Below are 19,826 nucleotides of genomic sequence, written 5' to 3' on the forward strand. Positions count from 1 at the left end.
GGAACCACCCGATCCCATCCCGAACTCGGAAGTGAAACGCAGCTGCGCCGATGGTAGTGTGGCTCAAGCCATGCGAGAGTAGGTCATCGCCAGGGTTTATACCCGAGAACCCCGCTGCTCACGCAGCGGGGTTTTTCTTTGCGCGTGGATAATCACGCCACCGGGGATACCGCGCGTTGCGTTCCCCGGTAGAGCCACACCTTGCGTGGATGTGCCGTACCGGCAAACGGCATCGAGCAACACCGGTAATGCCGGCCGATGGCCGGCACAGGCGCGGCACCCGCGCCAGGCAAGGTGCCAACCACAGTTGGCACCCACCCAAAGCACAAAGCAGGAACCGGGCGCGTGGCCTCAAGCCAGCGCCATCTCCCGCGTTTCCTGCTGCCGGAACACCGCAACCGCTTCACTCAACGTGCCCGCCTGCACCTGCAACTCGCGTGCGGCGGCAGTAGCTTCCTCCACCAGGGCCGCGTTCTGCTGCGTCGCCTGGTCCATCTGCACCACGGTCTGGTTGATCTGTTCGATGCCGCTGGACTGCTCCTGCGAGGCAGCCGAGATCTCCTGCATCAACGCGCTCACGCTCTGCACGCCGCCGACAATGCCCTGCATGCGCTGGCCGGCGTCGGCCACCAGCTGCGCGCCTTCGCCCACCTCGCGGCCGGCTTCGTCGATGAGCTTCTTGATCTCCTGCGCCGCCGCCGCCGAACGCTGGGCCAACACGCGTACTTCGCTGGCAACCACGGCGAAGCCGCGTCCCTGCTCACCGGCGCGGGCGGCCTCCACCGCGGCGTTCAGGGCCAGGATGTTGGTCTGGAACGCGATACCGTCGATGACGCCGGTGATATCACCGATGCGACGCGAGGCAGCCTCGATGGCCTGCATGGTGGTGACCACCCGCTGCATGGCGAGGTTGCCTTCGTTGGCTGCGCCCTGGGTGGTGCTGGCCAGGTCACTGGCCTGGCGTGCGTGGCTGGCGTTCTGCCGCACGGTGGCGGTGAGTTCCTCCATCGACGCGGCCGTCTCCTGCAGGTGCGCGGCCTGGCGCTCACTGCGCTCGGACAGTGCATCGTTGCCTGCGGCGATCTCGCTGGCGGCGCCGCGGATCGCGCCGGCGCTGCGCTGGATGCGGCCGACCATGCGCGCCAGCTGGGTCGCCGTGGCGTTGGCGTCGCGCTGGATGGCGGCAAACGCACCGTGGTACTCGCCTTCCATGCGCCGGTCGAGTTCACCGCGTGCCAGTGCGGCCAGCATCTGTCGAACCTCTTCCACCGTGCCGCCGACGGTAGCCATCAACTGGTTGATGCCACCGGTCAGGCCGTCCAAGAAGCTGGCGCCGTCACTGGCCTGCAGGCGCTGGTCCAGATCGCCGGCCGCCGCTGCCGCCACGATGCCGGCCACTGAATTCTCCAGCGTCAGCTCATGGGTGCGGTCATGCCACTCCACGGCAAACCCCAGGCGCATGCCCTGCGCATCGAACACCGGCGTGACCACCTGGGCGAAGTGGACCGGGCCGATCTGGATCTTGCCGTTATGGGTGACCTGCAGCGTGTTGAGGATGGCGCGGATGCGGTCGGGGTTGGCGTGGAAGCGATGGATGCTGCTGCCAACCAGCTGTTCGGCATCGAAATCGGGGAAGGCCTGACGCAGGTTCGCCTGCTGGTTGCGCAGCAGGGCCACCACCGACTGGTTTACGTAACGGATCACGTGGTCGTTGTCGGCGATCATCATTGCCGTACGCGAAACATCCAGTGCCTGGCGGATCTGTGCGTTGTCGGCATGACCCTGCGTCTGGCGTTCGCGCTGCGCCTGCACGTGGCGGGCGGTGTCGGCCAGGGCGTGGGCCAGCGAACCTACCGCGTAATCCTGCACGTTGCCGTGCGCGGACAGGTCGGCGCCGGTGGCGATGTCGCGGGCAAGGGCGGCCAGCCGCTGCGGGCCATGGCCGAGTGCCTCACTCTGCTGGCGCAGGCGCGCGGCGGTCTGCCCGAGCACGGCCGCAAGCGCGGCCAGTGCCGCCGCGTGCAACACGCCCGGCAGTACCGCGGCGCCCTGTACAAGCGGCAGCAGCAGGGCGATCACCCCGGCCGCGCCGGCCAGCCACAGTGGCAGCCGGTCGCGATGACCCAGCAGGACCCCCAGCAGCACGGCGATCGGCAATGCCGGGCCGAGGCCACCCAGGTGGCAGAGCAGGCAGAGCTGGATGGCGACGAGCACGGCCAGGCCATTGCGGGCCAGCGGCGTGCCCGCCTGCGGGCCGCCCAGCCACGCGGCAGGCAGCACGGCGGATGCCGCCAGCACGGCTACCAGCCCGTCTTGGCTGCCTACGGCAAGACCCAGCCCAAGCAGGGCCATGACGGCGCTGCCCAGCAGCAGGCGGCGGTCACCGCGCCGTGCGAGCTGTTGCAGGTAGGGAAGGCGGCCCTGGTTGGGCGGACGGGGGGATGCAATGGACATCGGCGACTCCTGGATCAACGAACGGCAACGGCCCCGCATACCCGCACGCGCGACGGCGCGACGGTGGCAGGGCAGGGATTGCGAAAAGGGAAGGTGGAACAGGCAGGCACCGGGGCCACGTCCTGTGGGCGGTGGTGCGGGCAGACAGGCATGCGGGCTTCCTTGCAGGACCACGAACAGCCGCAGGCCCGACCGGGCCCGCGTGCGGCGGGCGCAGGGGCCCGCACCTGTTCTATCGGCCGCGCGGGCCTGGAGTGAAGCGCGCGTGAAGATTTCCGCTCAGCGGCTGTTGCCGTGAAGCAACGCGATCAAACGGCAAGGAAGCCGTTGATGACCTCGGCGATCTGTGCCGGCTGTTCCATATGCAGATGGTGGTTGCCGGGGAACACGGCCAGGCGGCCGTCGCGCAGGTGCTGCAGGCGCTGGCTGCGCCCCGGCTCGGGATAGTAGGACTGTGCCGGCGTGGCGTAGATCACCTGGGTGGGGCAGGCGATGGCCTGCAGCAGGTTGTCGATCTGCCCTTCGCTGAGGCGGATGGCGGTGTGCAGCACCAGGCGCGGATCGCTGCACCAGCGGTAGCCGCCTTCCACCGGCTCGACGCCGCGCTCGACCAGCAGGCGGGCGCAGCCTTCGCTGAGCTGGTTGGTCATCATCCGCGCGCGGATGGGCGCGGCCAGTTCGGGGAACACGCGCAGCTGCTTGCGGGCCAAGGCGCGGGTGGCGGTCACATGCTCGCGCAGGCGCTCGGCGGTTTCTTCCTCCGGTCCGCGCAGGCCGCCCAGCGCCTCGATGGCGATCAGCCGCTCGACGCGATCACTGACGGCGGCGGTGAGGCTGGCGATGCCGGCGCCCATCGAATGGCCCATCAGGGTGAAGCGGTCCCAGCCCAGCGCGTCAGCCACATCGAGCACGTGGGTGATCGCTGCCGGGGTGGTGTAGACCGCGCCGGCCGGCAGGTGGGCGCTGTGGCCGTGGCCGGGCAGGTCGATGGCCACCAGCTCCACGTCGGCCAGGTGTGGCGCCAGCGGTACGAAGCTGGCGGCGTTGTCCAACCAGCCATGCAGGGCCAGCATGCGGGTGCCACCGGCAGGGCCGCCGCGCAGGCCCGCCACGCGCGCGCCCGCCACGTCCATCACGAACGGTTGCAGGCTCATGCCAGCGATGCCACGGCGAGGCGTGCCAGGGCACGGGCGTGTTCGGGTTCGGCGTTGAGGCACGGGATGTAGCGCATCTGCGCGCCGCGCTCGGCCAACGTTTCGGTGAAACCCATCGCCACTTCTTCCAGCGTTTCCAGGCAGTCGGTGGCAAAGCCCGGGCAGACCACGTCGATCTGCTTCACGCCCGCTTCGGCCAGCGCCCACAGGCTTGGCTCGGCGTAGGGCTGCAGCCAGCGTTCGCGGCCGAAGCGCGACTGGTAGCCAAGCTGCCACTCATCGGCAGCCAGGCCCAGTGCGTTGGCGATGGCCTGCGCGCTGGCCTCGCAGCGCTGCGGGTACGGATCGCCGGCATCGGCCAGGCGCTGCGGAATGCCGTGGAAGGAAAACACCAGCTTCTGGCCGCGGCCGTGCTGCTGCCAGTAGCGCTGGATGGAGCCGGCGACCGCGGCGACCCAGTCCGGGTCGACCGAGTAATCCTGCACCAGGCTGATGGTGATGCCGGGATGGCGGCGCTGCCAGTCATCCACGCGGTCCTCGATCGAGGCGGTGGTGGTGGTCGAATACTGCGGGTACAGCGGCAGCACCACGATGCGGCGCACGCCCTCGGCGGCCAGGCGGTCGAGCTCGGCGGCGAGCGCCGGTGCGCCGTAGCGCATGGCATGGCGCACCCGCAGGCTGGGCAGCAGGGCCTGCATGGCCTCGGCCAGGCGGCGGGTATGCACCATCAGCGGCGAGCCTTCCGGCAGCCACACCAGGGCGTACTTCGCGGCTGAACGGCCACTGCGCAGCGGCAGGATGAGCCCGCGCAGCAGCGGCTGCCAGAGCAGCGCCGGAATCGAGACCACGCGGGGGTCGGACAGGAATTCAGCCAGGTAACGACGGACGGCGGGGGCCGTCGGCGTCTCGGGCGTGCCTAGGTTGACCGCCAGCACGGCGGTATCGGGTGCGTCTAGCATGAGGGCTATTGTCGCCGATCCGATGCCGCGCCGGGATGCAGGGTTTGGATCATGTCGATGCAGGGCGTTTATCCGCATGCGCCACGCTCATTGGATATTCATCACAACGCTACTAATTTCAGTCACTTGCTATATCTTCCTATGGACTGACTTCTGGAGCCCGCCATGCGTCGCCCGATCCAAGCCCTGCTGATCGCCGCCAGCCTGCTGTCCAGCCAGGCCATGGCCGGACCGCAGGAAGACCAGCGCGCCCGCAACGCGGTGCGTGTGCTGGCTGAAATCCAGGAAATTCCCGAACAGGGCATTCCGGACAAGTTGCTCGACGAAGGCCGCGCAGTCATCGTCATTCCCGACACGATCAAGGCCGGTCTGGTCATCGGCGGTCGCCGTGGCCACGGTCTGATGTCGGTGCGCATGCCCAATGGCGCATGGTCCAACCCGGTGTTCATCAAGCTCACCGGCGGCAGCATCGGCTTCCAGGCCGGCGTGCAGTCCTCCGACGTGGTGCTGGTGTTCCGCAACGACCGCAGCCTCGACAATCTGGTCAACGGCAAGTTCACCCTGGGCGCCGATGCCGGCGTGGCCGCCGGTCCGGTGGGCCGCAATGCCGCCGCCGCCACCGATGGCCAGCTGAAGGCCGAAATCTGGTCGTGGTCGCGTGCGCGCGGCCTGTTCGCCGGCGTCGCCCTGGATGGCGCGGTGCTGCAGATCGATGATGCCGCCAACCTCGACGCCTACGGCAGCAACACCACGCCGCGGATGATCTTCGAGGGGCGAGCCGCCGGTTCGCCGTCGATGGACGTCGTCGCCTTCCGTGACCGCCTGGAAGAAGCCACCTACGCCGCGCGCAACAACCGCACCGGCAACGGTGGTACTGCCAGCGCACCGCCGCCGCCGGCCCAGGCGCCTGTTCAGGCACCGGTCGCGGCCCCGGCCGAAGCGACCACCGCGCCGCTGCAGAACATGCCGCAGAGCCCGCCGCCGGCACAGCAGGGTTTCCAGCCGGTCGGCGACGGTGAGATCCGTACCGAGACGCTGGGCGGCAACTGACTTTCGTCACGCGCGCCGGCTTACAGCCGGTGCGCTATGCTCGACAGCCTGATCACAACGTAACGAGTGTCTTTATGGGCAGTTTGAGCATCTGGCATTGGTTGATTGTCCTGGCCGTGGTTTTGTTGGTGTTCGGCACCAAGCGGCTGACCAGTGGTGCCAAGGACCTCGGTTCGGCGGTGAAGGAATTCAAGAAGGGCATGCGCGACGACGACAAGCCGTCGGCGCAGCTGGGCGACGAGTCGCCCAGCCAGGACGCCTCGCGCACGGCGCAGGACGAGCACGACCGCAACGCGCGTTGATCCGGAGCGGTTGCGGTGTTTGACATTGGTTTCAGCGAACTGCTGGTCATCGCCGTGGTCGCCCTGGTGGTGCTCGGTCCCGAGCGCCTGCCCAAGGCGGCCCGCTTCGCCGGCCTGTGGGTGCGTCGCGCCCGCAATCAATGGGATTCGGTGAAGCAGGAGCTGGAGCGCGAACTGCAGGCCGAGGAGATCAAGCGGCAGATGCAGGACGTGCGGCAGAGCATGCAGGACACCGAGAGCCAGCTGCGCGCCAGCGGCGAAGCGGTGCGGCGCGAGGCAGCGCAGGCGCAGCAGCAGGGCGATGACCTGGCCCAGGAAGTGCGCGCGCCGGCCCCGGCGCAGACGCCGCCGCACCTGGCCGATGATGTCCCGGCCCCCGCGGCGCCGCAGGATGTCGTTTCAGCACCAGATGCCCCTGCGCAGCCGGACGCTACCGCGCCTGCTGACACCCCCGTGGCCGATGCGCCCGTTCCGCCGGAGCGCCAGCCATGAGCGACCATGATTTCGGTGAAAGCTCGCTGGTCGAGCACCTCGTAGAACTGCGCGCGCGGCTGATCCGCGGGCTGCTCGGTTTCGGCGTGGTGCTGCTGGGCCTGCTGCCGTTCACCCAGACGCTTTACAACGCGCTGGCCGAACCGCTGGTGTCGCAGCTGCCGAACGGGCAGACGATGATCGCCACCAACCCGGCCGGTGCGTTCTTCGCGCCGTTGAAGCTGACCTGCTTCGTGGCCCTGTTCGTGGCCGTGCCGTGGCTGCTGTACCAGCTGTGGGCGTTCGTCGCCCCCGGCCTTTACGCGCGCGAGAAGCGTCTGGCGGTGCCGCTGCTGGTGTCGTCGGTGCTGCTGTTCTACACCGGCTGCGCGTTCGCCTACTTCCTGGTGCTGCCGGCGGTGTTCCACTTCCTCACCACCTTCAGCCCGGAAGTGATCGCGATCACCCCGGATGCGAACGCCTACCTGGATTTCGTGCTGGCGATCTTCTTCGCTTTCGGCGGCAGCTTCGAGCTGCCGGTGGCGATGGTGATCCTGGTGCTGCTGGGCTGGGTGACGCCGCAGCAGTTCAAGGAAGGCCGCGGCTACGCGGTGGTCGGCATCTTCGTGCTGGCCGCGGTGCTGACCCCGCCGGACGTGGTCTCGCAGCTGATGCTGGCGATCCCGATGTGCCTGCTCTACGAGCTGGGCATCCACGCCGCACGCTGGCTGGTGCCGTCTGCAGCGGTGAAGAAACCCGCTGCCTGATACGGGAACGCCGGGCATGGCCCGGCGTTCTTCATTGATCCGTTTCATCCACGCATGGCGTGGATCTACTTCGATGTGCAGGTCAGGCGTGGAAGACGTCGTTCTGCGGCGGGGGGGCCGGCACCGGCGGTGCGGCGCGGTTGCCGCGGTGGACGAACATCTGCTTCCAGGCGGCATAGACCGCGCCGACGTACAGCGGCATCACCACCGTGGTCAGCACCAGCTGGGCGATGAAGGCCGCCGCCAGTGGGCCGCCGATCAGCATCGCGATCTGGATGACGATGACGAACAGGATGTAGCCGCAGAAGGCCGCGATCAGGCCCAGCACCGCGAACACGGTCATCGCCACGATGTTCTCGATGCAGCCCTGCAGGCTCAGGCGCAGCGCATGCATGCCGCTCTGCTTGTCGAACACCACCAGCGCCGGCTGGGTGAACATCGCCAGCGACAGGCCCACCGCGGTGACGAACACCAGGAACAGCCACAGCGCGATGCGCTTGGCCGGGAGGTTGGCCACCAGGTTCGCCGCATCATCCGGGCTGATCTGCTGGCCGCTGCGGCTGATCTGCTCCATCTTGGTCATGACCTCGCTGAAGGCGGAGAAGCCTTCGCGGCCGATCATCAGGAACAGCAGCACGCCCAGCAGCAGCACCGCCAGCACCTGGATGGCCAGCGGCACCAGCAGGTGGCTGACGCGGTGGTCGCGGATCGGCTGCAGCAGGTGCGAGGCCAGGCCGGGACGGCCCTCGTCGATCTCGCCCATCGCGTACAGCATGCCGCCGAACATCACCGGCGAAATGGCCAGGGTCATCAACTGCACGGCCAGGCCTGCGGCACCCGGGATCAGGGTCGACAGCAGGGTGACCACCCAGCTGACCACCAGCCAGGTGAGGCCGATCCGGGCCAGCTGCAGCGGCGCACGCCGGTACAGCGAGAACGTATCCAGCAACCACTGGGCGCCCGCCGAAGCCGGCAGCTTGCGAATCTCTTTCATGGACATCCGGGAAGGGACAGAAGGGGGCCGGGCGGGTGCCCGTGCCGCCGATTATCCCTGTTTTGCGACCGGCTGGGCTGAAGACTGGCGGGCCTGGCGGACGAAGCGCCGCAACAGCTGGCGGGCCAGGGGCGCGGCGCTGACCGCGCGTTCGATGCTGCGTGCGCAGCCGCCGTGGCGGCCGATGCAGTCGGCACGGGCACGGATGTAGCCGCGCATGTGGTGGGTGGCGAACTCGGGATGGAACTGCACGCCCCAGGCCTGGCGGCCCCAGCGGAAGGCATGGCAGCCATCCAGCGGCGAGCGCGCCAGCACCGCGGCCCCCTCGGGCGCACGCAGCACGGTCTGCATATGGGTGGCGTGGGCCGGGAAGTGGCTGGGCAGGCCGCCGAACAGCGGATCCTCGGCGGCGGCCGGGTCCAGCGCCAGTTCGATCGTGCCCGACTCGCGCCCGGCAGGGTTGTAGGCCACCTCACCGCCGAGCGCGTGCGCCAGCAGCTGGTGGCCGTAGCAGATGCCGAACACCGGCATGCCGTCGTGGGCGACCTGGCGCAGCCACGCCGCGCTGCGCTCGCTCCATTCGGCGTGGTCGGTGACGTAGGCGGCCGAACCGGTCACCAGAACACCGGCGAAGCCGCGCGCGTCGGGCAGGTGGCCGCCGTGCTCGACGTCGACCACCACCGTTTCGTGTTCTTCCAGCCCGGCGGCGACGCGGATCCAGTGCGGAAAACGGCCGTAGCGCCGCAGCGACGGCACCGGGCGGCCGGTTTCAAGGATCAGGAACGGTGCTGGATTCATCCGGGGGCGGCAGGACTGACAGGACTTCCTCGATTGTAGTCAGCCCCTGCGCCACCTTTTCAAGCCCCGCCTGGCGCAGGGTTCGCAGTCCTTCAGCCTGTGCGGCACGTCCGAAAGCGGCCAGATCCATGTCCGCGCGGATCAGCCTGCGCAGCCGCGAACCCAATGGCAGCAACTCATACAGGCCGATGCGGCCGAGGAAACCGGTGCGCCGGCACTCCAGGCAACCGACCGGCCGACAGGGCGTGGCGGCATCTGGATATGCAGCATGGCTATCAGCCAGCACCGCCCAATCGGACGCGCCGAGGGTGTGCGGCTGCTTGCAGTGCGGGCACAGGGTGCGCACCAGGCGCTGGGCGAGGATACCGTTGATGGTGCTGGCCAGCAGGTAGTGCGGCACGCCGATGTCGAGCAGGCGGGTGATGGCCGAGGCCGCATCGTTGGTGTGCAGGGTGGACAGCACGAGATGGCCGGTCAGCGAGGCCTGCACCGCCATCTGTGCGGTCTCCAGGTCGCGGATCTCACCGATCATGATGATGTCCGGGTCCTGTCGCAGCAGGGTGCGCACGCCGCTGGCGAAGTCCAGGTCGATGTTGGCCTGCACCTGCATCTGGTTGAACTCCGGCGAGATCATCTCGATCGGGTCCTCCACCGTGCACACGTTCACGTCCGGCGTGGCCAGCCGCTTCAGGGTGGAATACAGGGTGGTGGTCTTGCCCGAACCGGTTGGGCCGGTGACCAGCACGATGCCGTGCGGACGCTCGACCAGCGCATTCCAGCCGGCGGCCTCCTGCGGGCTGAATCCGAGCTGGTCGATGCTCTTGAAGGCGGCATCCGGGTCGAAGATGCGCATCACGCACTTCTCGCCGAAGGCGGTGGGCATGGTCGACAGGCGCATCTCGACCTCGCGGCCGCCTGGCGAACGGGTCTTGATGCGGCCATCCTGCGGGCGCCGGCGTTCGGCCAGGTCCATGCGGCCGAGCACCTTGATGCGGCTGACCACGGCAGTCATCACCGCCGGCGGCACCTCGAACACCTTGTGCAGCACGCCATCGATGCGGAAGCGCATGCGCCCCATCTCGCGGCGCGGCTCCAGGTGGATGTCCGAAGCGCGTTGTTCATAGGCGTACTGCAGCAGCCAGTCGACGATGTGGACGATGTGCTGGTCGTCGGCGTTGACGTCACCGGCCCGGCCGAGCTCGACCAGCTGCTCGAAGCTGGGCAGGGTGGTGTTGGCTTCACCGCGGACGTCGCCGCGGGCCCCGCGCACCGAGCGGGTGACCCCGAAGAACTCCATGGTGTAGCGGTGCAGGTCCAGCGGGTTGACCATCGCCAGCTCGATCTGGCGCCGGGTCAGGTGCTGCAGGTCGCGGCGCCATTCCTGCGCCAGAGGCTCGCTGGTGGCCACCAGCACGCGTTCGGCGTCGACCGCCAGCGGCAGGAAACGGTGGCGGCGGGCATAGGCGTGCGAGGCCACGGCGGTGACCGAGGCGACGTCGACGCGGGTCGGGTCGATGCGCAGGTAGCGGCAGCCGGTGCGCCGGGCCAGCCATTCGGTCAGCCGTTCCAGGCTGAGCTCGCCGCCCTCGCTGGCGGCCAGCTTGAGGTTGGACAGCAGCACCAGCGGGTGCACTTCGCTGGCGTTGCGCGCGCCCTGTGCGGAAAAGCGCACGCGGTCGCGGTCACGTTCGGCGATCAGGCCATCGGCCAGTGCGGCAGCGGCCACCTGCTCGAACTGCAGGCGCCCTGGTGGCAACGGGGGCGGTGCCCCGGGCGTGCCTGCCGGCAGCCGGTGTTCCATCTGCCTGCTCCTCCCGGGTACGGAATGCCCCGCAGGTCGGCCGTTATACTAGCGCACCCCTCTGCCGGCCAAGAATCGTCCGCATGTCCGCGAACCCGACCGTTCCGATCACCTTCCAGGGCCTGATCCAGACCCTGAACCAGTTCTGGGCCCAGCAGGGCTGCGTGCTCATCCAGCCGCTCGACCTGGAGGTGGGCGCCGGTACGTTCCACCCGGCCACCTTCCTGCGTGCGATCGGCCCGGAAGGCTGGAACGCGGCTTACGTGCAGCCGTCGCGCCGCCCGACCGACGGCCGCTACGGCGAGAACCCGAACCGCCTGCAGCGCTACTACCAGTACCAGGTGGCGATGAAGCCGGCACCGGACAACATCCAGCAGCTGTACCTGGATTCGCTGAAGGCGCTGGGCATCGACCCGCTGGTGCACGACCTGCGCTTCGTCGAGGACAACTGGGAATCGCCGACGCTGGGCGCCTGGGGCCTGGGCTGGGAAGTCTGGCTCAACGGCATGGAAGTGACCCAGTTCACCTACTTCCAGCAGGCCGGTGGCCTGGAGTGCCGCCCGGTGCTGGGCGAGATCACCTACGGTCTCGAGCGCCTGTGCATGTACCTGCAGAACTGCGACAACGTCTATGACCTGGTCTGGACCCACGGCCCGGACGGCAAGCCGGTGACCTACGGCGACGTCTACCACCAGAACGAGGTGGAGCAGAGCACCTACAACTTCGAACACGCCGACGTGGAAGAAATGTTCCACCGCTTCGACGCGTGCGAGCGCGAGGCGCAGAAGCTTGTGGAAGTGAACCTGCCGCTGCCGGCCTACGAACAGGTGATGAAGGCCAGCCATACCTTCAACCTGCTCGATGCGCGCCGCGCGATCAGCGTGACCGAACGCCAGCGCTACATCCTGCGCGTGCGCGCGCTGGCCCAGGCGGTGGCCAAGGCCTACTACGAGCAGCGCGAGAAGCTGGGCTTCCCGGGCGCGAAGAAGGCCTGACGGCCTTGCTGCCTTTCATCACCCCATTGCCCCGGGGCGCCGGCCGCGTCGCGCGCTGCGCCCCCACCACAGGATTGAAACGATGAGCCAACTGTCCCCCCTGCTGATCGAACTGGGCACCGAGGAGCTGCCGGTCAAGGCGCTGCCGGGCCTGGCCCAGGCCTTCTTCGATGGCGTTGTCGACGGCCTGCGCAAGCGCGGCATCGAGCTGGAACTGGGCGATGCACGCCCGCTGTCGACCCCGCGCCGCCTGGCCGTGCTGCTGCCCGGCGTCGGCCTGGAACAGCCGGAACAGCGCAGTGAAGTGCTGGGCCCGTACCTGAACATCGCGCTGGACGCCGAAGGCCAGCCGACCAAGGCCCTGCAGGGCTTCGCCGCCAAGGCCGGGATCGACTGGACCGCGCTGCAGAAGACCAGCGACAACAAGGGTGAGCGCTTCGTCCACCGCGCGGTGAGCCCGGGTGCGCGCACCGCCGCGCTGCTGCCGGAGATCCTGCGCGAGGCCATCGCCGCGATGCCGATCCCCAAGCCGATGCGCTGGGGCGACCACGACTGGGGCTTCGCCCGCCCGGCGCACTGGCTGGTGCTGCTGCACGGTGCCGACGTGGTCGAGGCCGAGCTGTTCGGCCTGAAGGCCGACCGCATGAGCCGTGGCCATCGCTTCCACCATGACAAGACCGTGTGGCTGAGCCAGCCGCAGGATTACGTCGAATCGCTGCGCGCGGCCAAGGTGCTGGTCGATCCGGCCGAGCGCCGCCAGCGCATCGTTGCCGAGGTCGAGGCCGCTGCTGGCCAGGCCGGTGGCAGCGCGCGCATCACCGAGGACAACCTGGAGCAGGTGGTGAACCTGGTCGAGTGGCCGGCGGCGGTGCTGTGCAGCTTCGAGCGTGCGTTCCTGGCCGTGCCGCAGGAAGCGCTGATCGAGACGATGGAGGTCAACCAGAAGTTCTTCCCGGTGCTGGATGACAGCGGCAAGCTGACCGAGAAGTTCATCGGCATCGCCAACATCGAATCGAAGGACGTGGCCGAAGTGGCCAAGGGCTACGAGCGCGTGATCCGCCCGCGCTTCGCCGATGCCAAGTTCTTCTTCGACGAAGACCTGAAGCAGGGCCTGGAATCGATGGGCGACGGCCTGAAGACCGTGACCTACCAGGCCAAGCTGGGCAGCGTGGCCGACAAGGTGGCGCGCGTGTCGGCGCTGGCCGAAGTGATCGCGCCGCAGGTTGGTGCCGATCCGGTGCTGGCCAAGCGTGCGGCACAGCTGGCCAAGAACGACCTGCAGTCGCGCATGGTCAATGAATTCCCGGAACTGCAGGGCATCGCCGGCCGCCACTACGCCGTGGCCGGTGGGCAATCGCCGGAGGTGGCGCTGGCCATCGACGAGGCCTACCAGCCGCGCTTCGGTGGCGATGACATCGCGCTGTCGGCGCTGGGCAAGGTGCTGGCGATCGCCGAGCGCGTGGACACCCTGGCCGGCGGTTTCGCCGCAGGCCTGAAGCCGACCGGCAACAAGGACCCGTTCGCCCTGCGCCGCAACGCGCTGGGCCTGGCCCGCACGATCATCGAGAGTGGCTTCGAGCTGGACCTGCGCGCACTGCTGGCCAGCGCCAATGCAGGCCTGGCCGCGCGCAACGTGCAGGCCGACGTGGGTGAGCTGTACGACTTCATCCTCGAACGCCTGAAGGGCTACTACAGCGACAAGGGCGTGCCGGCCACGCACTTCAACGCGGTGGCAGAGCTCAAGCCGGCGTCGCTGTATGACTTCGACCGTCGCCTTGACGCAATCGGCACGTTTGCCGCGCTGCCGGAAGCCGAGGCGCTGGCCGCGGCCAACAAGCGCATCCGCAACATCCTGCGCAAGGCCGAGGGCGACATTCCGGGCCAGATCGATGCATCGCTGCTGCAGGAAGACGCTGAGCGCGCGCTGGCCGAAGCGGTCACCGCGGCCATCGACGACACCGGCGCCAGCCTGCACCAGAAGGACTACGTGGCCGTGCTGGCGCGCCTGGCCCGCCTGCGTCCGCAGGTTGATGCGTTCTTCGATGGCGTGATGGTGAATGCCGAAGACCCGGCGCTGCGTGGCAATCGCCTGGCGCTGCTGACCCTGCTGGGCGAGCGCCTGGGCAAGGTCGCGGCGATCGAGCATCTGTCGAGCTGATGGGCACACCATCCACGCATGGCGTGGATCTACTGGGCGCCGTGCACACGTGGCGCCCATCGGCAGCGCCGGGCCATGCCCGGCGGTTTCTTGCGCGGCCGCGCTGCGCGCTCGCCGGGCATGGCCCGGCGCTACCCATATCGTGCAGATAACGCGCACAAAGCTGCGCATTTTGACTGCCACTTAACAACCTATCCCCATTCGCGCGCTGCATTTCGCATCGTCACGCGCGGTCGGTATGCTGTGCCGCATGCAGCCAAAGAAATACGCCCTCCCGCTGATGGTCCTGACCCTGGCCACCTCTTCCGTGGCCCATGCGCGCGGCACCATCGACAAGGTGGAGATCAAGGGATTGGACAAGGGCGACGACGCCGCGATCATCGAGAACATCCAGGAATCGCTGACGCTGTACGACACCATCGGCAAGGAACAGGGCGAGTCGCGGCTGGAATACCTGCTGTCGCAGGCCGAGCGGCAGACCCGCGAGGCGCTGGAACCGTTCGGTTACTACAACCCGGTCATCACCGTGGAAGCGCCCCGCCAGGACGAGCGCGTGCAGGTGCATATCCGGGTGGAGAAGGGCGAGCCGGTGCGCGTGCGCCGCGAGCACATCGACATCACCGGCCCGGCCATGTACGACCAGTACCTGCAGGATGACCTGGCCGCGTTCAAGCCGCGCAAGGGCCAGCGCTTCGAACACACCCAGTACGAAGCCAGCAAGATCACCATCACCCGGCGCCTGGCCGAGCGTGGCTACTTCGATGCTGATTACACCCAGCGCCAGGTGCAGGTCACCCGCGCCGAGAACGCCGCCGACATCGACCTGACCTGGGACAGCGGCCGCCGCTACAACATGGGCCCGGTGACCTTCGAGCAGGATTACTTCGTCGACAAGCTGTTCGACCCGCTGGTGTACTGGGAACAGGGCAGCTACTTCCACGAAGGCAAGCTGGACCGCCTGCGCGAGTCGCTGACCAAGCTCGACTACTTCAGCGTGATCGACATCCAGCCGCGCCCGGACCAGGCCGACGAGAACGGCGAAGTGCCGGTGGACGTGAAGCTGACCCGGGCCAAGCGCACCATCTACACCTCGGGCCTGAGCTACGGCAGCGAGAGCGGCGCGGGTGTGCGCGGTGGCATCGAGCGGCGCTACGTGAACAGCCGCGGCCACAAGATGAACACCCAGCTAGACTATGCGCAGAAGCGCAAGAGCCTGACCAGCACCTACCGCGTGCCGGCGTTCAAGTGGCTCGACGGCTGGTACGGCTTTACCGCCAGCGCCTACGATGAGCAGACCGATTACATCGACCTGCGCAACTTCAAGCTGATCGCCAGCCGCAGCGGGCAGATCAACGAGAACTGGACCGCCATCGCCTCGATGAACGCCCTGCGCGAGCGCTGGCGCTATGCCTCGGGCACCGAGTTCACCAACGCGGTCTACAACACCTCGACCCTGGTCTACCCGCAGCTGGTGGCCGACTACGTCAACGTCGACGATCCGCTGTTCCCGCGCAGCGGCATCAGCGGCACCGCCACCCTGCGCGGCGGCATCGAGGGCGCCGGGTCGGATACCAGCTTCGTGCAGGCCAATGCCGTGCTGCGCTGGTACATCCCGGTGGGGCAGAGCGACCGCCTGATCCTCCGCGGTGAAGGGGGCACCACCTGGACCAGCGACCTGGTGGCGATGCCGCCGAGCCTGCGCTACTTCGCCGGTGGTGACCGCAGCATCCGCGGCTATGCCTTCCGTGAGGTGGGCCCGCGTACGCCGGCCCCGGACAAGTACGCGCTGGGTGCGAAGAACCTGGTGGTCGGTTCGGCCGAGTACGAGCACTACTTCAAGGGCGGCCCCTGGGGTGCGGCGGTCTTCGTCGACACCGGCAGCGCGTTCGACAACACCATCGACCTGCACACCGGCGTGGGCTTCGGCGTGCGCTGGAAATCGCCGGTGGGCCCGGTGCGCGTGGACATCGCGCATGGCCTGAACAACCCTGATTCGCAGTTCCAGCTGTACCTGAACATCGGAGCGGACCTGTGAGCGCGCAGACCCCGGATACCCGCACCCCGCCGCCGCCGCGCGTGCGCTTCTACCGCCGCCGCCGTTTCTGGGCATGGTCGGGCGTGGGCGTGATCGGCCTGGTGCTGCTGGCGCTGCTGGCCGTGTACTGGCTGCTGCAGACCGTGGCCGGCCGTGATGTGCTGCTGGCGCAGGTGGTGGCGCGGCTGCCGGTGGGCGCCAGCTTCACCTGGGACAAGGCGGACGGCCCGGTGGCCGGCCCGCTGACCCTGTACAACGTCGATTTCCGCTACGACGACATCCACTTCCACGCCGAGCGCGCGCACCTCGAGCCGGACCTGCGCCCGCTGCTGGGCCGCAAGCTGCTGCTGGACAAGCTGGAACTGACCAACGCCACGCTCAACCTGGCCAAGAGCGACGAGCCGTTCAAGCTGCCGTCGTGGCCTGATTCGCTGCCGCAGATCGAGATGCCGCTGGCGATCCAGGCCGATGTCATCGCCATTGATGGTTTCCGCATCAGCCAGGGCAACGAACCGCTGATCGACATCGCCCGCGTACGCGGCGGCATCGAGATCGCCAATGGCGAGTTCCAGGCCCGCCAGCTGGTCGTGGACAGCGACATGGGTGATTTCACCGCCCAGGGCCGCTACATCCCGGCCGAGGATTACGACACCGACGTGACCGTGACCGCCGTGCTGCCGGCACCGCGCGGGCGCACCGCCGCCACCCTGGGCCTGGTCGCGCGCGGCGACCTTGGCCACATGGAAGTGGCCGTGGCTGGCCGTGCACCGCAGCCGCTGAAGGCGATGCTGGTGTTCGACGGCCGCACCGACCCGACCTGGAATGCCACGGTCCGCAGCGATGAACTGGACCTGGCGCTGCTGTCGCCGGCGCTGGCGACTTCGGGCATCGCGCCGCTGGCATTGGATTTCACCGCCTCGGGCAAGGGCGGCAACGCCAACCTGCATGGGCGGGTGAAGCAGGGCGAACAGGAACTGGAACTGGCACCGTCGGTGGTCTCGCTGCAGGACCAGGTGCTGAAGGTCTCGCCGCTGGTGGTGAAGGGCCTAGGCGGCGAAGCACGCTTGGAAGGCATCGCCGATTTCAGCCAGGAAGACCAGCAGAAGCTCAATTTCTCGGTGATCGCGCAGAACCTGACCTGGGTGCCGGCACCGGACCCGAATACCGCCGCCAGCGCACCGGTGCCGGTGACGTTGAAAGAAGCGCGCTTCGGCCTGGCCGGCACGCTGCAGGCCTGGGCCGCGATCGGCCGCGCCGACGTGCAGCGCGAGCAACAGAAGGCGCAGCTGCGCTTCGATGTGCGCGGCAACGACAAGGCCGCGCAGATCCACCAGCTGCAGGCGCAGACCCCGGGTGGCCAGCTGCAGGTGGAGGGCAAGCTGGCCTGGTCGCCGCAACTGGACTGGGATGCCAAGGCCACGCTGAAGGACTTCGATCCGGGCTATTTCGTGCCGGGCTGGAATGGCCGCCTGTCGGGCAATCTGGCCTCCAAGGGCCAGCAGCTGCCGCCGCCGGCCAATGCGCCGGCCGGCACCGCTGGTACGCTGCAGGCGACGGTGGACCTGCCCTCGCTGAAGGGCACGCTGCGCCAGCGCAACGTCGACGCGCGGGGCAAGTTTGCCCTGCAGGGCGAGCGGGGTGAGGGCGAGCTCAAGCTGGCCGTGGGCAGCAGCCGGGTGACCGCGTCGGGCAAGGTCGGCGATCGCCTGGACATCGATGCACGCTTCGAGCCGCTGCAGCTGAGCGACCTGCTGCCCGGCGCCGACGGTGGCCTGCGTGGCCAGGTGCAGGTGAAGGGCCCGCGCGATGCGCCGGACATCACCGCCGACCTGGTCGGCAACAACCTCAACTGGGATGGCTACGGCGCCGAAAGCCTGAGCATCAAGGGCCACCTGCCGTGGCGGGGCGACAGCGGCACGCTGGCGGTGCAGGGCCAGCAGGTCAACGCCGGCATGCTGCTGGAGCGCCTGAACGTGGATGCGCAGGGCAGCGTGTCCAACCTGCGCCTGGCCGCACAGACGCGCAACGAGATGGGTGCGATCGACCTGCAGGGCAGCGTGCGCCAGCAGGGCACGCAGTGGCGCGGTGAACTGTCCGCGCTGCGCATCGCGCCGATGAAGGGCGATCCGTGGTCGCTGCGTGCACCGGCGACCTTCGCCATCAACGGCAGCACCTACACGCTGTCCGAAGCCTGCTTGGCCACCACCGGCAGCGGCGCACTGTGCGCGCAGGCCAACTGGCCGCGCGAAGGCGTGGTGGTGCGCAGTGATGCGCTGCCGCTGTCGCTGGTGCAGCCGTGGCTGCCGCCGCAGTCCGGTCGCCGCATCTACCTGCGCGGCGATGTCAGCCTGGACGCGCAGATCCGTCCGCGCGCCAATGCCTGGGAAGGCCACGTGGAAGTGCGCTCGAAGGAAGGCGGCGTGCGTCTGGGAGAGAACCGCAACACGGTGGGCGATTCCACCCGCGGCGAACTGGTGCGCTATGACCAGTTCTCGCTGAAGCTGGACATGACCCCGGCCAGCATCAAGGGCTACCTGGGCATGGGCTTCCAGGGCAACGGCTTCGTCGATGCGAAGATGCAGACCGGCTGGGAAGCCAGCGCGCCGTTGAACGGCGAGCTCTATCTCAACATGTCGCGGCTGTACTGGCTGGAGCTGTTCTCGCCGGACATCGTGCGTCCCACCGGCCTCATCGAAGGCCACGTGAGCCTGCGTGGCACGCGCGGCCAGCCCTCGCTGGGCGGTGACGCGCAGCTGACCAACTTCAAGGGCGAATTCCCGGCGCTGGGCCTGACCTTCGACCAGGGCAAGGGCAGCTTCGTCGCCCAGCCCGATGGCTCGGCCAAGATCACTGCGCAGGCCAATTCGGGCAAGGGCACGTTGTACGTCGATGGCGGCCTGTCCTGGTTCGGCGATGCGCAGCCGCTGCAGCTGAAGATCCATGGCGAGAACGTGCTGGTGTCCAACACCAGCGAACTGCGCATCGTCGCCAACCCCGATCTCGACTTCACCTTGGCCAAGGCGGCGATGGAGCTGCGCGGCACGGTCAACGTGCCCGAGGCCGACATCGACCTGGAGCGCCTGGACCGCGGCACTTCGGTGTCCGAGGACGTGGTGGTGCTGGATCCGGCCGACCCGGAGGAATCGCGCACCTCGCCGCTGGACATGGACCTGACCGTGAGCCTGGGCGACAAGGTGAAGATGACCGGATTCGGCCTGAAGGGCGGGCTGACCGGCAGGATGCAGGTCTGGGCCAAGCCCGGCCGCGAGATGACCGCCAACGGCGGGCTTGAGGTGAGCGGCCGCTACAAGGCCTACGGCCAGGACCTGACCATCACCCGCGGCAACCTCAACTGGAACTACAACGCCGTCTCCGATCCGCGGATCAACATCCGCGCCGAGCGCCGCATCGGTGATGTCACCGCTGGCATCGACGTGACCGGCCGCGCGCAGCAGCCGCGGGCCGATGTGTGGTCCGACCCGGCGATGTCGCAGTCCGAGGCACTGGCCTACCTGGTGCTGGGCCGCAGCCTGACCAATGCCAGCACCGACCAGACCCAGCAGGTCACCGCGGCCTCGGCGGCGTTGTCGGCCGGCAGCGGCCTGCTGGCTTCGCAGCTGGGCGCCAAGCTGGGCCTGGACGATGCCGGCGTGAGCCAGTCGCGCGCGCTGGGCGGTTCGGTGATTGGCTTCGGCAAGTACATCTCGCCCAAGCTCTACGTCGGCTACGGCGTGTCGATGGTCGGCGCCGGTTCGGTGCTGACCCTGAAGTACCTGCTGCGCCGCGGCTTCGACGTGGAAGTGGAGTCGAGCACGGTGGAAAACCGCGGCTCGCTGAACTGGCGTCGCGAAAAATGACCCGGCCGGGGTCGGAGCCCTTTCGTTGAAA

14 protein-coding genes and 1 rRNA gene are annotated in these 19,826 nt (G+C 68.4%); 9 read left to right on the forward strand and 6 right to left on the reverse strand.

Translation table 11 applies throughout. The features are described 5' to 3' along the window. Positions 1-95 (forward strand): 5S ribosomal RNA (gene rrf, locus DCO49_RS04905); the annotation flags it as partial. A 256-nt stretch (positions 96-351) separates the two neighbouring features. Here the strand turns inward: rrf and DCO49_RS04910 are convergent. From DCO49_RS04910 to hemH, 3 genes are all read right to left on the reverse strand, one after another. Further along, positions 352-2,454: a methyl-accepting chemotaxis protein gene (locus DCO49_RS04910; protein WP_116863067.1), complete on the reverse strand. Its 2,103-nt coding sequence runs from the start codon at positions 2,452-2,454 to the stop codon at positions 352-354. A gap of 308 nt (positions 2,455-2,762) precedes the next feature. After that, positions 2,763-3,608: an alpha/beta hydrolase gene (locus DCO49_RS04915; RefSeq protein ID WP_116863068.1), complete on the reverse strand. Its 846-nt coding sequence runs from the start codon at positions 3,606-3,608 to the stop codon at positions 2,763-2,765. Continuing rightward, positions 3,605-4,567 (reverse strand): ferrochelatase, encoded by a 963-nt coding sequence (hemH, locus tag DCO49_RS04920; RefSeq protein ID WP_116863069.1) that lies wholly within the window; start codon positions 4,565-4,567, stop codon positions 3,605-3,607. The genes DCO49_RS04915 and hemH overlap by 4 nt, the downstream gene beginning before the upstream one ends. A gap of 165 nt (positions 4,568-4,732) precedes the next feature. Between hemH and DCO49_RS04925 the strand changes: the two genes are divergently transcribed. The 4 genes from DCO49_RS04925 (at position 4,733) to tatC (ending at position 7,157) form a co-directional block, all read left to right on the forward strand. Continuing rightward, positions 4,733-5,617 carry a YSC84-related protein gene (locus DCO49_RS04925; protein WP_116863070.1) on the forward strand — a complete coding sequence of 295 codons (885 nt, stop codon included), beginning with the start codon at positions 4,733-4,735 and terminating at the stop codon, positions 5,615-5,617. Between the two features lie 74 nt (positions 5,618-5,691). Continuing rightward, entirely contained in the window at positions 5,692-5,919 is a 228-nt protein-coding gene (gene tatA, locus DCO49_RS04930) for a Sec-independent protein translocase subunit TatA (RefSeq protein WP_116863071.1), read from the forward strand. A gap of 15 nt (positions 5,920-5,934) precedes the next feature. Continuing rightward, positions 5,935-6,411 (forward strand): Sec-independent protein translocase protein TatB, encoded by a 477-nt coding sequence (gene tatB / locus DCO49_RS04935; RefSeq protein ID WP_116863072.1) that lies wholly within the window; start codon positions 5,935-5,937, stop codon positions 6,409-6,411. After that, on the forward strand, positions 6,408-7,157 hold the full coding sequence (gene tatC / locus DCO49_RS04940; protein ID WP_116863073.1) for a twin-arginine translocase subunit TatC: 750 nt from the start codon (positions 6,408-6,410) through the stop codon (positions 7,155-7,157). The genes tatB and tatC overlap by 4 nt, the downstream gene beginning before the upstream one ends. Positions 7,158-7,239: 82 nt before the next feature. Here tatC and DCO49_RS04945 read toward each other — a convergent pair whose 3' ends face one another. From DCO49_RS04945 to DCO49_RS04955, 3 genes are read right to left on the reverse strand one after another with little or no spacing between them, the layout of a single operon-like run. Further along, positions 7,240-8,151, reverse strand: a complete 912-nt coding sequence (locus DCO49_RS04945; RefSeq protein ID WP_116863074.1) for a BPSS1780 family membrane protein — start codon at positions 8,149-8,151, stop codon at positions 7,240-7,242. A gap of 51 nt (positions 8,152-8,202) precedes the next feature. Continuing rightward, positions 8,203-8,949 carry a glutamine amidotransferase gene (locus DCO49_RS04950; RefSeq protein WP_108770510.1) on the reverse strand — a complete coding sequence of 249 codons (747 nt, stop codon included), beginning with the start codon at positions 8,947-8,949 and terminating at the stop codon, positions 8,203-8,205. Beyond that, on the reverse strand, positions 8,921-10,750 hold the full coding sequence (locus DCO49_RS04955; protein ID WP_116863075.1) for a GspE/PulE family protein: 1,830 nt from the start codon (positions 10,748-10,750) through the stop codon (positions 8,921-8,923). Before DCO49_RS04955 ends, DCO49_RS04950 begins: the two co-directional genes overlap by 29 nt. Positions 10,751-10,833: 83 nt before the next feature. Here DCO49_RS04955 and glyQ point away from each other — a divergent pair, with 83 nt between their 5' ends. The 4 genes from glyQ to DCO49_RS04975 all read left to right on the forward strand — a co-directional run bounded on the left by glyQ (position 10,834) and on the right by DCO49_RS04975 (position 19,795). Next, the gene (gene glyQ, locus DCO49_RS04960) at positions 10,834-11,745 is read left to right on the forward strand and encodes a glycine--tRNA ligase subunit alpha (RefSeq protein ID WP_116863076.1); all 912 of its coding nucleotides are present in this window, start codon (positions 10,834-10,836) and stop codon (positions 11,743-11,745) included. 82 nt (positions 11,746-11,827) lie between these two features. After that, positions 11,828-13,903 carry a glycine--tRNA ligase subunit beta gene (gene glyS / locus DCO49_RS04965; RefSeq protein ID WP_116863077.1) on the forward strand — a complete coding sequence of 692 codons (2,076 nt, stop codon included), beginning with the start codon at positions 11,828-11,830 and terminating at the stop codon, positions 13,901-13,903. A gap of 238 nt (positions 13,904-14,141) precedes the next feature. Beyond that, positions 14,142-15,938, forward strand: a complete 1,797-nt coding sequence (locus tag DCO49_RS04970) for an autotransporter assembly complex family protein (RefSeq protein ID WP_116863078.1) — start codon at positions 14,142-14,144, stop codon at positions 15,936-15,938. After that, positions 15,935-19,795: a translocation/assembly module TamB domain-containing protein gene (locus tag DCO49_RS04975; RefSeq protein WP_116863079.1), complete on the forward strand. Its 3,861-nt coding sequence runs from the start codon at positions 15,935-15,937 to the stop codon at positions 19,793-19,795. Before DCO49_RS04970 ends, DCO49_RS04975 begins: the two co-directional genes overlap by 4 nt. Positions 19,796-19,826: the final 31 nt, after the last annotated feature.

Origin of the sequence: Stenotrophomonas sp. SPM, assembly GCF_003105135.1 — a bacterium.
In the GTDB taxonomy this organism is placed as follows: Bacteria; Pseudomonadota; Gammaproteobacteria; order Xanthomonadales; family Xanthomonadaceae; genus Stenotrophomonas.

What these genes read in the sequence shown, in the direction of transcription:
- DCO49_RS04910 (WP_116863067.1), bottom strand. Translation starts at nt 2,454, where the DNA reads ATGTCCATTGCATCCCCCCGTCCGCCCAACCAGGGCCGCCTTCCCTAC.
- DCO49_RS04915 (WP_116863068.1), bottom strand. Translation starts at nt 3,608, where the DNA reads ATGAGCCTGCAACCGTTCGTGATGGACGTGGCGGGCGCGCGCGTGGCG.
- hemH (WP_116863069.1), bottom strand. Translation starts at nt 4,567, where the DNA reads ATGCTAGACGCACCCGATACCGCCGTGCTGGCGGTCAACCTAGGCACG.
- DCO49_RS04925 (WP_116863070.1), top strand. Translation starts at nt 4,733, where the DNA reads ATGCGTCGCCCGATCCAAGCCCTGCTGATCGCCGCCAGCCTGCTGTCC.
- tatA (WP_116863071.1), top strand. Translation starts at nt 5,692, where the DNA reads ATGGGCAGTTTGAGCATCTGGCATTGGTTGATTGTCCTGGCCGTGGTT.
- tatC (WP_116863073.1), top strand. Translation starts at nt 6,408, where the DNA reads ATGAGCGACCATGATTTCGGTGAAAGCTCGCTGGTCGAGCACCTCGTA.
- DCO49_RS04945 (WP_116863074.1), bottom strand. Translation starts at nt 8,151, where the DNA reads ATGAAAGAGATTCGCAAGCTGCCGGCTTCGGCGGGCGCCCAGTGGTTG.
- DCO49_RS04950 (WP_108770510.1), bottom strand. Translation starts at nt 8,949, where the DNA reads ATGAATCCAGCACCGTTCCTGATCCTTGAAACCGGCCGCCCGGTGCCG.
- DCO49_RS04955 (WP_116863075.1), bottom strand. Translation starts at nt 10,750, where the DNA reads ATGGAACACCGGCTGCCGGCAGGCACGCCCGGGGCACCGCCCCCGTTG.
- glyQ (WP_116863076.1), top strand. Translation starts at nt 10,834, where the DNA reads ATGTCCGCGAACCCGACCGTTCCGATCACCTTCCAGGGCCTGATCCAG.
- glyS (WP_116863077.1), top strand. Translation starts at nt 11,828, where the DNA reads ATGAGCCAACTGTCCCCCCTGCTGATCGAACTGGGCACCGAGGAGCTG.
- DCO49_RS04970 (WP_116863078.1), top strand. Translation starts at nt 14,142, where the DNA reads ATGCTGTGCCGCATGCAGCCAAAGAAATACGCCCTCCCGCTGATGGTC.